At 52.0% G+C, this 12,999-nt stretch carries 12 protein-coding genes; 10 read left to right on the top strand and 2 right to left on the bottom strand.

Features of this window, described 5'->3' with window-relative positions:
* Positions 1 to 104 precede the first annotated feature (104 nt).
* On the bottom strand, positions 105 to 713 hold the full coding sequence (locus AB3G37_RS03885; RefSeq protein WP_369789760.1) for a chorismate mutase: 609 nt from the start codon (positions 711 to 713) through the stop codon (positions 105 to 107).
* 138 nt (positions 714 to 851) lie between these two features.
* Between AB3G37_RS03885 and AB3G37_RS03890 the strand changes: the two genes are divergently transcribed.
* On the top strand, positions 852 to 1,595 hold the full coding sequence (locus AB3G37_RS03890) for an SDR family oxidoreductase (protein ID WP_369790889.1): 744 nt from the start codon (positions 852 to 854) through the stop codon (positions 1,593 to 1,595).
* A gap of 23 nt (positions 1,596 to 1,618) precedes the next feature.
* Here AB3G37_RS03890 and AB3G37_RS03895 read toward each other — a convergent pair whose 3' ends face one another.
* Complete coding sequence (locus AB3G37_RS03895) at positions 1,619 to 2,296, bottom strand: GntR family transcriptional regulator (protein WP_369789761.1); 678 nt, start codon at positions 2,294 to 2,296, stop codon at positions 1,619 to 1,621.
* A gap of 135 nt (positions 2,297 to 2,431) precedes the next feature.
* Between AB3G37_RS03895 and AB3G37_RS03900 the strand changes: the two genes are divergently transcribed.
* The 9 genes from AB3G37_RS03900 (at position 2,432) to AB3G37_RS03940 (ending at position 12,988) form a co-directional block, all read left to right on the top strand.
* Positions 2,432 to 3,142: a DUF2848 domain-containing protein gene (locus tag AB3G37_RS03900; RefSeq protein WP_369789762.1), complete on the top strand. Its 711-nt coding sequence runs from the start codon at positions 2,432 to 2,434 to the stop codon at positions 3,140 to 3,142.
* Between the two features lie 41 nt (positions 3,143 to 3,183).
* Positions 3,184 to 4,554: an amidase gene (locus AB3G37_RS03905; protein WP_369789763.1), complete on the top strand. Its 1,371-nt coding sequence runs from the start codon at positions 3,184 to 3,186 to the stop codon at positions 4,552 to 4,554.
* A 50-nt stretch (positions 4,555 to 4,604) separates the two neighbouring features.
* Entirely contained in the window at positions 4,605 to 5,249 is a 645-nt protein-coding gene (locus AB3G37_RS03910) for a hypothetical protein (protein ID WP_369790890.1), read from the top strand.
* On the top strand, positions 5,246 to 6,574 hold the full coding sequence (locus AB3G37_RS03915) for an MFS transporter (protein ID WP_369789764.1): 1,329 nt from the start codon (positions 5,246 to 5,248) through the stop codon (positions 6,572 to 6,574). Before AB3G37_RS03910 ends, AB3G37_RS03915 begins: the two co-directional genes overlap by 4 nt.
* Positions 6,575 to 7,432: 858 nt before the next feature.
* Positions 7,433 to 8,296, top strand: coding sequence for a DeoR/GlpR family DNA-binding transcription regulator (locus AB3G37_RS03920; RefSeq protein ID WP_009637929.1), 864 nt, complete (start codon positions 7,433 to 7,435; stop codon positions 8,294 to 8,296).
* Positions 8,297 to 8,383: 87 nt separating this feature from the next.
* Positions 8,384 to 9,367, top strand: a complete 984-nt coding sequence (locus AB3G37_RS03925) for a substrate-binding domain-containing protein (RefSeq protein ID WP_009637930.1) — start codon at positions 8,384 to 8,386, stop codon at positions 9,365 to 9,367.
* Positions 9,368 to 9,369: 2 nt separating this feature from the next.
* Entirely contained in the window at positions 9,370 to 10,905 is a 1,536-nt protein-coding gene (locus AB3G37_RS03930) for a sugar ABC transporter ATP-binding protein (protein ID WP_009637931.1), read from the top strand.
* The gene (locus tag AB3G37_RS03935; protein WP_369789765.1) at positions 10,898 to 11,887 is read left to right on the top strand and encodes an ABC transporter permease; all 990 of its coding nucleotides are present in this window, start codon (positions 10,898 to 10,900) and stop codon (positions 11,885 to 11,887) included. Before AB3G37_RS03930 ends, AB3G37_RS03935 begins: the two co-directional genes overlap by 8 nt.
* 18 nt (positions 11,888 to 11,905) lie before the next feature.
* Positions 11,906 to 12,988, top strand: coding sequence for an ABC transporter permease (locus tag AB3G37_RS03940; protein ID WP_009637933.1), 1,083 nt, complete (start codon positions 11,906 to 11,908; stop codon positions 12,986 to 12,988).
* Positions 12,989 to 12,999 lie beyond the last annotated feature (11 nt).

Consider the following 12,999-nt stretch of genomic DNA (forward strand, 5'->3'; position numbering starts at 1 on the left):
GTGTGCAGAAAGAAATCCGGCGCATTATACATTGAACCAAATGATTCGAAATGTGTTATCTCACAAAATAGCAACTTTTGCTCATATTGCATAACTTACTGTTATCAATGTGTATCTTTTAATCGAACCTGCTCTAATGTTTTAAACAATTGAACCTTATCGGCTTTACCAAGATTCTTTTGCTGGATTTCTGCAATAAATTCGGCCTGACTGTCAGGAGAGATCTTACCGCTGGCCTTCAGCTCGTCGGCCAGACGATGTAGTATTTGGTCCGACAACGCAGCAATACTCTTTCTGATCTCCTCCAGCGGGCGCGGTTTCCAGCTATCTTCAGGGGAGGCAAGCCAGTCTGCGCGATAGCGGTATTGAATCGCCTTCGCTGCACTCATCTGCGCCACAATAAACGGTTTTATAGACTGCGGATCGAGTCCCAAACCTTCGGCGGTTTTTTGGGTTGCCTGTAATACTTTCTCTTCCTGCTCCAACGCTTCAACCGGCTGATGATGCTCGGCTTTGCTGCTTGCCACGTCCTTCATATAAGAAAGCCGCTCGTTGATCAGGCCCGGCAGACTGCCGTTTTCAGAGGCTTGCGCGTGCAGTGTTACTGCGAAGAGAGTTGTAAAAGCCAGGATCAGGCCAGCAAGATTTTTTCGGGTCAAAGCAGAAAGTACGTTGATGGCGCGCGAGTTGAGCAGAGAATAAATCGGCTTCATTGTTAATTATTCCTTTAATTTTGGCTATGTTAGTGGCAGTACATTAAGCATGATACTTAATTGGGTAAAAAACGGGCAGTACAACGTCCTTATTTTTATTCATCAATGGATGACGTTAGCTTAAGGTTTAAGATGATGATTAAAGTTGCTTTAGTAACCGGTGGAAGCCGTGGAATTGGTCGCGCCACCGCGATTTTGCTGGCTGAACAGGGGTATCGCGTCGCGGTTAATTACCTGAATAATGCTCAGGCGGCGCAAAAGGTAGTTAACGAGATAACGGCTAGAGGCAGCCAGGCAATCGCTATTCAGGCTGATATCGCCGATGAACAGCAAGTCGTCGCCATGTTCACGCAGATAGCTCGTGAACTCGGGCCGCTGACCGCGCTGGTAAATAATGCAGGCATTCTGTTTACTCAATCAACGATAGAAAACCTCACCGCCGAGCGAATTAATCAAGTGATGAGTACTAACGTGACTGGTTATTTTCTCTGCTGTCGCGAAGCGGTAAAAGTGATGTCCAAAAAGCATGGCGGGCAGGGTGGAGGGATCGTCAATGTTTCTTCGGCGGCTTCGCGGCTGGGGGCTCCAGGTGAATATATCGATTATGCGGCCTCAAAAGGCGCAGTTGATACTCTGACTACCGGGCTGTCACTGGAGGTAGCTCCCTACGGAATACGCGTTAACTGTGTCAGGCCGGGCTTGATTTACACCGAAATCCACGCCAGCGGCGGAGAGCCTGACCGAGTCGATAGATTGAAAGCCAATCTGCCGATGCAGCGCGGCGGCGAGCCAGAAGAAGTCGCAGAGGCCATTGCCTGGTTGCTGTCCGACTCTGCTTCCTACGTCACCGGCAGTTTTATCGATTTAGCGGGTGGAAGATAGTTTTACCCGGCGCGGGTTAACTGTTACCCGCGCAGTAACGCGTTGCGGAATGAAAGAATGTGCACCTCTGCGGCGGCGGCGGCAGAGCGCGCATCCTGAGCCGCCAGCGCGCTGATAATCGCCCGATGCTCCTCGATCACTTCTTGCATATGTCCCTCTTTCGACAACGAGCTGGCCCAGAAACGTTGAGCCTGTGCGTGTAGCACGCTAAGAATATCTATCAGCATTTTATTACCGGTGATTTTCGCCAGCAACTGATGAAACTGATTATCCAACAGCATCAGCTGATTGCGATCGCGCAGCTCACTGGCCGACTCAATCTGCTGGTTAATGGCTTCAAGCTCGACGATATCCTGCGGCGAGATACGCTGACTGGCCAGCTTCATACACAAGATTTCATTTGCCAGACGAACTTCAATCAGCTCCAGCGCGTCGTCGATCGACAAAGGCGACACCATGACTCCCTTGCGCGGAATGATTTGCAGCAAGCCTTCGTTCGCCAAGCGATGAATAGCCTGATTGATAGGCGTGCGGCCCATCGACAAATCATTCATCACCTGCGCGGTATTCAAGTATTCACCCGGCTTATAGCTCAGGGTGACCAGAGCCAGCTTAAAACCTCGGTAAGCCTGCTCGTTCAATGATAATCCTGCGGCTTTATCCACCGGTCTTTCCTGCGTTTGTGTGACATCGGTCTTCACATCCAGCTCCTGCTGAAAAGATTTTTAGACATTCTACACAAAAACATGGCACGGAAATCGCTTATTTAATGAATGAAGTTATAGTGAAATTTCACTGTGTTTTTAAAAAGAATCGATAAACAAGGATCTAATCCCATGAAACTGACCTTTACTCTGCCCGCCGAATTATCGGTAACACAGCCTGCTAGCCCAAGCGCAGCAACGCTTGAGGTCAATATAGACCAATTGGTGATTGCCGGTTGGGCCGGGCGAGATCCTGAAGCGATTATGCACCATATCAGTGAACTTGAAGCGCTGGGCGTGCCCCGTCCGAGTGCAGTGCCGCTGTTTTATCGCGTAGCTGCAAATCAGCTGACACAAAATAAAACAGTAGAAGTTATTGGATCTGCCAGCTCTGGCGAAGCCGAAGTATTTATTTTTACTCATCAGGGTGAGCTATATGTTTCGTTAGCTTCCGACCATACCGACCGTGAATTGGAATCCCACAGCGTTGCGCTTTCCAAGCAGCTCTGCGTTAAACCCGTGGCGACCACAGCTTGGCGTATGAGCGACGTTGCAGAACATTGGGACCAACTGATTCTGCGCGCATGGATAAAAGAAGACGGCGAGTATCGTCTTTATCAACAAGGACCACTTTCCACTCTGCGCGAACCAGGGGATTTGCTGAGCCGCTATCTGAATCAGGGAGCGCTTCCGGCGAATGGATTGGGTATGACCTGTGGCACTGTCGCAGCCATAGGTGGCATTCGTCCTGCAACAGAGTTTCGTATGGAGCTGGTTGATGAGCGTTTAGGGCGCAGCATCAGCCATGCCTACCAAAGCCTTGAACTGCCCGTGGTTGCCTAAAGGTGATCAAACCCGATTTAGTTGAAGCAAGGAACACCGTGATGACTTCTCCTTTTCCTTTAAGTTTGCAGCAGGCGATTGAACAATTGGCTTTAGGCAATCTGACCTCTGCTCAATTGACTGAAACAGCACTGAAAAATATTCGAGACACTGAGGGCGAGGGCAGTCTTGCCTTTACTCAAGTTTATGAGCAGTGGGCGAGGGAGCAGGCTGCGGCATCTAGCGCTCGTCGTGCAGCCAATAAGGCGCTTTCGCCGATTGACGGTGTGCCGATATCGATTAAAGACCTGTTTGATGTGCAGGGCGAGGCCACGACAGGGGGATCTCGCGTGCTGGCCGATTCCCCCGCTGCGGCAGCCCATGCAGAAATAGTGACCCACCTGTTGGCCGCTGGCGCGGTGATTATCGGTAAAACCAATATGACCGAATTTGCCTACTCGGGTTTAGGGATCAATCCCCATTACGGCACGCCTGCAAACCCCTGGGATCGCGAATCTCGCCGCATTCCGGGCGGATCTTCATCGGGCGCAGCGGTGTCTGTCAGTGACGCGATGAGCTTCGGCGCGGTTGGCAGCGACACCGGCGGTTCGGTGCGTATTCCCGCCGCTTTCTGCGGATTGACCGGTTTCAAACCCACCGCGCGCAGGATCTCGATGGCTGGCGTGCTGCCGCTTTCAGCCTCTCTTGATTCGGTGGGAACTATTGCCCACGACGTAGCCAGCTGCGTTGCGCTTGATGCTGCAATCTCCGGGCAACCTCTTTCACTCACCGTTAAAGATCTGGCCGCAGCGCATTTCGCTATCCCGCAAACGCTGGTGTTGGATGGGCTCGACGAGCAGGTCAGCTCGGCCTTTGCTGCTGCAATTGCTGCCCTGAAACAGGCCGGTGCAAAAATCAGCGAAATCCCACTTGGCGAAATCTCTGAGCTTGCCAGCATCAATGCCACCGGCGGCTTTACCGCGCTGGAGTCCTGGGCCTGGCACAAACCGCTGATTGCCGCACGCGCAGACGGCTACGATCCTCGCGTCGTTTCACGTATTTGCCGTGGCGAACCGTTAGGTGAGAAAGACCGAGTGCAGCTGGTGCAACAGCGTGCTGACTGGCAGCAGCGGATTAGCAGTAAAGTTCAGCAATATGATGCCCTGCTGATGCCAACGGTGCCGTTTATTGCCCCGACAATTGCCGAGCTGGAAGCCGACGAGGAGACCTATTTCCGCGTCAACGGTGCAGCACTGCGTAACCCTTCGGTAATCAATTTTCTCGATGGCTGTGCGGTGTCATTACCCTGCCAGAAATCCGGCGCGGCACCGGTTGGATTAATGGTTGCGGCTTTGCCGATGCAGGACGAAGCGCTAATGAGCTGGGCGCTGGAAATCGAGCGCTGCCTTAAATCTCAAGACCTAAATTTATAAAAAAAAGACACAACACGTAACGACAACTCTGGATAAATACAGGACCGATGATGACTTCTTCTAAACCAGGCATGCTTTTTGTAGCCACCAATGTGGCCGCTCAGGATGAAGCGGACTTTAACCAATGGTACGACCGCGAGCACGTGGAAGAACGCGTACGTATTGAAGGATTTCTTTCCGGCACCCGCTATCAGTCCTTGCAGGGCGGGCGTAAATATCTCGGCCTGTACAAAACGGAATCGTTGGAAAGCTTCACTTCAGAAGCTTACCACGCCGCCTTTACCCGTCAGACGGCATGGTCGGTCGCGAATCTGCAAAAAATGATTTCGCCGATGCGCCGGGTTTGCGCGATTGATGCCGTAGTCGGTTTTGGCAGCGGCAGTCATCTGGCAATTATTACACTGACTGCCGGAAAAGAAGGGAGCCAAATCACTGAACTCGGTGAAATGCTGTTTGCTCACGCCGGTTTTATCAGCTCTAGCCTGCTGACGCCGGATACTGCGCTGAGCACGCCCCTACCTAAAGAGTCTAAAGACAATCGTCAGCTACTGTCGATGATGTTGATTGAAAGCAGCAGCGCCGAGGCTTCCCAACGCCTGGCTGCTCATGCCTGTCACGCTCTCGACTGCCCACTGGCTGACGTGATTCATTACGGCCTCAGCTGGCAACTTACCGCACAGGAGTTGAAATCATGAGTCTTTCCTCTACCGAAAATCCCAAAACTTTGCCCCCAAATGCAGAAAGCGTAGGGCATAAACGGCCTAATACCGGGCGTTTGGCGGCGGCTAGTTCCATCGGCACTGCATTGGAGTGGTACGACTTCACCGTCTATAACATTATGGCGGCGCTTATCTTCAACCACGTATTTTTCCCATCGTTCGACCCACTAGTGGGGACAATTCTGGCTTTCTCTACCTATGCGGTGGGGTATGTGTCACGGCCAATTGGCGGCATGGTATTCGGTCATCTAGGCGACGTATTGGGTCGAAAATTTGTACTGGTTACCACACTGGTTATCATGGGCGTAACCACCGCGCTGATGGGCCTGTTGCCAGGTTACGCAAGCTGGGGTATCTGGAGCCCGCTGCTGTTGGTTACCCTGCGCTTTATTCAGGGCATCGCTCTCGGCGGCGAATGGGCCGGCGCAGTACTGTTGTCTATGGAACACGGCAAGCCCGAGCAACGTGGCCGCAATGCCTCTTTTGCACAGGTCGGCCCTTCATGCGGCACGCTGATCGGCACCGGTATTATCACACTGGCTACGGTGTTTCTCTCCGCCGATGATTTCCAGCAATGGGGCTGGCGTATCCCATTCGTATTGAGCCTGGTGCTGGTGCTATTTGGCCTATGGTTGCGCCGTGGCGTTGGCGAAACGCCGGAGTTTCTTAAACTTGAACGCAGCAAAAACACCACCCACACGCCGATTAAAGAAGTGTTTACCCAGCATCTTCGCCCGTTGCTGGTAGCGGGTGGCGCGCGTATCGGCTCCGACGTGCTTTATGCGCTGGTGGTAGTCTTTACACTGACCTACGTCACGACTGTTTTGCATTTGCCACGTCCGTTGGCGCTGACTGCAACCATGCTCGGTGCCCTGGGTAATGCGATTACCGTGCCGATGTTTGGGGCGCTGTCAGACAAATGGGGGCGTCGCCCGGTCTATATCATGGGAGCCGTGCTGGCGATTGTCTGGTCGTTCGTATTCTTTATGCTGCTCGACAGTGCGCATCCGGTGCTGATTTGCCTGGCGGTGATTGGCGGTTTACAGGTTCACGCCATTATGTACGGCCCGCAGGCGGCTTTCGTGACCGAGCAGTTTCCAACCCGTGTCCGTTACGCTGGCTCTTCGTTGGCCTACACCCTTTCGGGCATCGTTGGCGGCGGCTTTGCGCCACTGATCATCACCTCGCTATATAAAGAGTACAGCACTACGCTGGCTGTTTCTGGGTATGTCACGGTCACGCTGCTGATCACCCTGCTCGCGGTATTCGCTGCCAAAGAAACGGCCAAAAAACCGTTATAAGTAATGTAAGTACATTAAAGTGTCTCTAATATTAAAGGCGGCCTTAATAGGTCGCTTTTTAATTAGAATGTAATAATGATTTATTTGGCTCTGGTTTAATATCAAATAGTTTTTAGATATTTTTCTGCTAATTTACAGAGGGCCATAATTTATTTTCAACCTTTTCAACTAACTGATGACTCAGCTGTTCAGCGCTTAAATACAGCCCAATTTAAATTCCGGGAGTGTTAAGCATTGAGTCATGAAGTTGGTGAAGTCGTCGCTCAATCTCTTGAGGTGCTAATGACTCGGCCAAAAGAGAGGTGGCAACGGAAATACTGGTCCGCTTTATATATCGCATAAGCCAAGAGTTGCTTGTGACGATTCTCAAGATATTTTTTATATTTCATACATCCTCCGTATCAATATAAACACATTATCACAGCCTTCTGTTTCACTGGTTATAAAAACAGCTCATCGCCAAGAAATGAGCGATTTTTAATTCTTTCCATTGCAGAGAATGCGATGGCATAAATCTTAAACATGTCTTAACGAACCCAGGTCACTTTTTTCCTCAACAGAACCCTGCATGATGACCGAATTCGGTCAATCCCACATAAACGGTCATAAACGGTCATTTTGTTTCACGAGGGATTGTGACCGTTTGCTGCGAACACGATGACCGCTTGCAAGAATAATTCCTGACTAATGCGTGCGATGCGACATTTTCCAAGCTTAACGTTTCATCTTTTTTCATTTTATTTAGATGTGTGTCACACGATGAGTGCAGCAGAAAGACTGCACGGTCGGCTTTGAGGCAACGCGCATTCTGAAAGTCACAGCTTGCGTATCTTATTAATCATCGGGAAGGGGAAAAAAATGCTGCCTGTTGAACGTCATCGCTTTATTACCGAAGTCCTAAGCCAGCGTGGTCGAGTGCTGGTGCAGGAAGTGGCCGCCATGTGCCAAATATCCATGGAAACCGCGCGCCGCGACCTGGCGTTGCTTGAAAAACATGGCGTGCTGTTACGCAGCCACGGCGGGGCGGTGTTTGTTAATCAGCAAGAAAGCGAAAAGCTGTATGTTGCCTCGCATATCGAGCAAATCGAACAGGGCGAGTCATTTCGTGAACGTAGCAATCAGTCGGCAGACCAGAAGACCCGCATCGCCAAACGAGCGCTGTCGTTAATTAATCCGGGAGACTGCCTGTTGCTCGACAGCAGCTCGACCAGCTGGTTTTTGGCGCGTCAATTGCCGGATATTCAACTGGTGGTGCTGACCAACTCGCTGCATATCATCCAGACTCTGGCCGCCAAGGCCAACGTGAAAACTATCGGACTGGGCGGAGAATATTCTGCGAAATATGAAGACTTTATCGGCGTACTGGCCGAGAAGATTTTAAAAGAGTTCGTGATTAACAAACTGTTTTTCTCCTGTCATGGCATCAGTCATGAAGGCGGAATTCGCGAAAGCAACGAGCATCATGCGCGGCTTAAACAGCAAATGTTGCTGTCTTCAGAGCACAAGATTTTGCTGGCCGACTCGAGCAAGTTTGGTCGCCGCTCTTTCGCTCGTATTTGCCACTACCGCGAGATAGATACGCTGATCACCGATTCGCTGGAAGACGACGAATTCCGTCAGGAACTGGCCTGGAGCAACGTCAACGTCATTGAGGTTGCGCCGGTCAGGAGTAAGCAAGTCAGCACCAAGATACACCGGGGAAATCCCACTACATCTGAATGACATCTTACCTATAAGTCACAACAACAATAACAGCCGTGGCGATCCACTGACTGCGGTAAAAAACTGACATTTTATGGAGTAAATAACATGAAAAAAACTGTCCTTGCCTGCCTGTTTGCCACGGCATGTCTGTCTCTGTCTGCCCACGCGGCCGACAAGATCCGCATGGGGGTAGTGGTTAAAGTCGGCGGAAATCCCTGGTTCAATGCGATGGAAGTCGGCATTAAGCAAGAAGCGGCGAAAGAGGGGATCGATGCCTGGCAGGTTGGCCCGACAGGTGCGGATCCAGCCTTGCAGGTTCGCGCGATTGAAGACCTGATTGCGCAGAAAGTCGACATTATCGGCGTGGTGCCCAACGACGCCAAAGTGCTGGAGCCAGTGCTGAAGCGCGCTCGCGATGCCGGAATCAAAGTCATTACCCACGAATCACCGGATCAGAAATACGCCAACTGGGATTTTGAAATGGTCGATGCACAGCAGCACGGCATCAACCATATGATTGCACTGGCGAAATGTATGAAAGAGACCGGCAGTTATGCAGTTTATGTCGGCAGTCTGACCGTGCCAGTCCACAAGACTTGGGCCGACGCAGCGGTGAAATACCAGCAGGAACATTATCCGAACATGCATCAGGTGGGTGACCGCTTTGGCGTTGCCGAATCTCTTGATGACACCATTCGTACCACCAATGATTTGATGTCTAAGTATCCAGATCTGAAGGGTATTTTGGCCATCGGTTCGCAAGGCCCCATCGGCGCAGGCCGCGCGGTGCTTAACCGCGGCAAGGCGGGCGATATTTGTGTATTCGGGCCGTTCAGCCCGGGTCAGGGGTCTTCACTGGTTAAAAGCGGCGCAATTACCGGCGGTTATATCTGGAATCCGATGGTGGCAGGCGAAATCTTCGTGCGTATTGCAGGCATGATTTCCAAAGGCGAGAAAATCACTGACGGCATGGATATCGAGGGAATGGGCAAAGTGAAAGTCGATGAAACGACACACACTATTGTGGGCAACCGTACAGAAAGTCTCGACAAAGAAAACTTGCCGAAACTGGTCAAAATGGGGCTGTAATTATGGCGATCTCCGAGATTATCCAGCATGACACCACCGACGTTGCAGGCGTGAAGCCGTTAATCGACGTCAAGGATCTTTCCGTGACCTTCGGCGGACAGCGCGCGCTGAACAATATTTCTTTGCGGCTGATGCCGGGCGAAGTGCACTGCCTGGCCGGAACCAACGGCTGCGGTAAGAGCACGCTTATCAAGGTTATCTCGGGGGTCTATCAGCCAGATAACGGCTGCACAATTACATTGGGCGATCGTTCATTTAATCGCTTAACGCCGGATCAGGCGCGTAGTTTCGGCATACAGGTGATCTATCAGGATCTGTCGCTGTTTCCGAATCTGACCGTGGCAGAAAACATCGCTTTCGAACACAACCTGCACGGCCTGCTCGGCTGGTATCGACCGGGCCGTCTGCGCCAAACCGCGCAGCGAATTCTTGAAGAGCTGAATTTCACTCTCAATCTTGACAGCAAAGTCTCTTCACTGCCGATTGCCCAGCGTCAGCAGGTGGCAATTTGTCGTGCGCTGGTGGCGGATGCGCGTCTGGTGATTATGGACGAACCGACCGCATCGTTGACTCGCACCGAGGTCAATCAGCTGTTGCGAACCGTGCATTACTTGAAAAATAAGGGTATCAGCGTGGTGTTCGTCAGTCACCGCCTGGATGAGGTGTTGGAGATTTCCGACAGTGTCACGGTTATTCGCGACGGGCAAAAGGTCGGCACTTTCCCGGCCGCCGAAGTCAGTAGCGAACGGCTGACCGAGCTGATGACCGGCCTCAAGCTAAATTATGCCTTGAAAGCTGCTAACCAGCACGACGAGCGAATCATGCTCGAGCTGGATAACCTCAGCCGGGCCGGACAGTATCACAACGTTAATCTCAAACTGTATCAGGGTGAAGTTCTGGGCCTTTGTGGTTTGTTGGGATCCGGGCGAACCGAGCTGGCGCTGAGCCTGTTTGGTATGACTAAACCTGATAGCGGCAAAATCTATCTCGACAGCAAGCCGGTGCGTTTTCGCGGCCATGAAGACGCGATCAAATCCGGTATCGGCTATGTCTCGGAAGATCGCCTGACGCTGGGTCTGGTGCAGCAGCAATCAGTGGGAGACAACACGGTGCTGGCGATCATGGACCAGTTGCGCAGCCGTTTTCACCTGATCGACGAGTATCGCAAAAACAAGATCGTCTACCAGTGGATCGAAAAACTTGGCGTCAAAGTCGCGGATCCGAATCAGGCGATCTCGACGCTTTCCGGCGGTAATCAGCAAAAGATCGTACTTGCCAAGTGGGTCCTGACACAGCCGAAGATCCTGATCCTCGACTCGCCAACCGTGGGCGTAGACGTCGGCGCGAAAGCCAGTATTTACCAACTTATCCACCAACTGGCAGCAGAGGGGATCTCAATCTTGCTTATCTCTGATGAGGTTCCTGAAGTGTATTTCAACTGCGATCGGGTGCTGCACTTTAGCGAAGGCACCGTGCTCGGCGAATATTTCCCTCGCGGGATAACTCAGCAGCAGCTTGCGGAGGCGGTCAATGCTTAGCCTTAATCGATTCAAACCCTCTACCAACGAAGGCTATCTGGCCTGGGTGCTGGTGGTATTAATCATCATTTTCTCTTTATCTACCAGCCAGTTTCTTACCCTGCGCAACTTGCTGGATCTCAGCGAAAGTTACGCAGTCAGCGGCATTTTCGCATTGGGACTGTTTGTCGTGCTGGTGACCGGCGGGATTGATATTTCCTTCGCCGCCGTGGCTTCGGTGGTGCAGTACATTATTGCGACACTGGCAATAAGCTATGGGATGAGCAATCCAGCGGGCAGCATCGTGCTGGCCATCGCCATCGGCACCACGCTGGGAATGGTGAATGCGGTGCTGATTTACTGCCTGCGTATCGTATCGATCATTGTGACCATCAGTATGCAGTCGTTTTTGTTCGGGATGCTGATGTGGCTGACCAAGGGCACTAGCCTGTATGACCTGCCCGACTGGCTGATTACGCCGCTGAAAATCCTGCCATTTAGCGTAGGGACTCAAAGTTACCAGATAGGATTGCCGCTGGTGGTGATGTTGGCGGTCGCGGCGCTGACCTGGGTTCTGCTTAACAAAACGCACCTTGGACGCCAACTGTTTGCGGTTGGCGGAGATCAGGAATCAGCGCGCCGTATCGGTATTCGCGTTGGCCTGCTGCACCTGTTTGCCTACGGCTATCTTGGCGCGATGGCGGCCATCGGCGGGCTGGTTCAGGTTTATCGCGTTGGTGAAGTGGTGCCAAACGCGCTGGTCGGCGGCGAGCTAGACGTGCTTGCGGCCGCAGTGCTCGGCGGAGCCAGTCTCAACGGCGGCAAAGGTAGCGTAGTCGGGACACTCATGGGCGTGTTCCTGATTGGCATCCTGAAAAACGGACTCAACCTGATCGGCGTATCCAATTACTTTATGAACGTGGTCATCGGCGTCGTGATTGTGGTGGCTATCACCGTTACGCACTACAAAAAACGCAAAGAAACCGACGTTGGTTTTGCCTGATTTCCAAGGAGTGCAACCATGTTTGCCAAATCTAAAAGTTTGAATATGAAACAAAAAACCGACGGCAATCTGCCACAGATCCCGCGCTTCAGAATGGACCCGACCAATATGGGGCTGTCGCTGCTGCTGGTTCTGGTGGTCATTGGTTTCAGTATTGCCATGCCGGGACGTTTCTTCAGCGACGCCACTTTTATGAGCGTGGCGTTTCAACTGCCTGAGCTGGGCCTGTTAACGCTGGCGATGTTTATTCCGATCCTCAGCGGCGGTCTGAATTTATGCATTATCGCTACCGCCAACCTGACCAGTCTGCTGATGGCCTGGGTATTTATGACCTATCTGCCGCCGGATGCCAGCATGCTGATGCAGGCAGTGTGGCTGACCATTGCACTGGTTGGAGCAATGATTCTGGCACTGGCGATTGGCATTTTGACCGGCGCGCTGGTGGCATATATCGGCGCACACCCAATTCTGGTGACGCTGGCTACCATGACCATGGTTAACGGCATCGGGATTTACCTGTCTCGCGGCGCGGCGCTGAGTGGTATGCCAGACATCGTGCGTTTTATCGGTGCCGAAACCGTGCTGGGCATCCCGTTCCCACTGATTGTGTTTCTCGCCACTGCGGTGCTGATTTCAGTGTTCCTCGAACGCACCCGCCTCGGTAAATATATTTATATGAGCGGCAGCAATATCAACGCTACTCACTTTAGTGGAGTGAACACTCACCGCGTATTGATCGCCATTTATGTGTTGTCGAGCATGCTGTGCGTGATTGCCGGATTGATCATGATGGCTCGTTTTAACTCGGCTCGAATGGGCTACGGCGACTCATATCTCCTGCTTACCGTGTTGGCGATCATTCTTGGCGGCACCGACCCGTTTGGCGGCTTCGGTAAAGTCAGTGGTGTGGTGCTGTCACTGATTGTTTTGCAGGTCATTGCCACTGGTTTAAATCTATTAAACGTCAGCCCGCATTTTAGCCTGGCGATGTGGGGCGCGGTGCTGATTGTGGTTTTGGCCGTGAAATTCTTCCGCACCCGCTATTTGCAACGTCGGGCCAGTCGCCGCAGTGCTGCAAAAGCGCGAGCAAGCTTACTTTAAATCGAAATTAC

This window comes from Rouxiella sp. WC2420, from assembly GCF_041200025.1.
GTDB lineage: Bacteria > Pseudomonadota > Gammaproteobacteria > Enterobacterales > Enterobacteriaceae > Rouxiella.

Excerpts from the sequence above, each read along its gene's own strand:
- AB3G37_RS03940 (WP_009637933.1), top strand. The coding sequence starts at position 11,906 with ATGTTTGCCAAATCTAAAAGTTTGAATATGAAACAAAAAACCGACGGC.
- AB3G37_RS03905 (WP_369789763.1), top strand. The coding sequence starts at position 3,184 with ATGACTTCTCCTTTTCCTTTAAGTTTGCAGCAGGCGATTGAACAATTG.
- AB3G37_RS03925 (WP_009637930.1), top strand. The coding sequence starts at position 8,384 with ATGAAAAAAACTGTCCTTGCCTGCCTGTTTGCCACGGCATGTCTGTCT.
- AB3G37_RS03900 (WP_369789762.1), top strand. The coding sequence starts at position 2,432 with ATGAAACTGACCTTTACTCTGCCCGCCGAATTATCGGTAACACAGCCT.
- AB3G37_RS03885 (WP_369789760.1), bottom strand. The coding sequence starts at position 713 with ATGAAGCCGATTTATTCTCTGCTCAACTCGCGCGCCATCAACGTACTT.
- AB3G37_RS03915 (WP_369789764.1), top strand. The coding sequence starts at position 5,246 with ATGAGTCTTTCCTCTACCGAAAATCCCAAAACTTTGCCCCCAAATGCA.
- AB3G37_RS03935 (WP_369789765.1), top strand. The coding sequence starts at position 10,898 with ATGCTTAGCCTTAATCGATTCAAACCCTCTACCAACGAAGGCTATCTG.
- AB3G37_RS03910 (WP_369790890.1), top strand. The coding sequence starts at position 4,605 with ATGACTTCTTCTAAACCAGGCATGCTTTTTGTAGCCACCAATGTGGCC.
- AB3G37_RS03920 (WP_009637929.1), top strand. The coding sequence starts at position 7,433 with ATGCTGCCTGTTGAACGTCATCGCTTTATTACCGAAGTCCTAAGCCAG.
- AB3G37_RS03930 (WP_009637931.1), top strand. The coding sequence starts at position 9,370 with ATGGCGATCTCCGAGATTATCCAGCATGACACCACCGACGTTGCAGGC.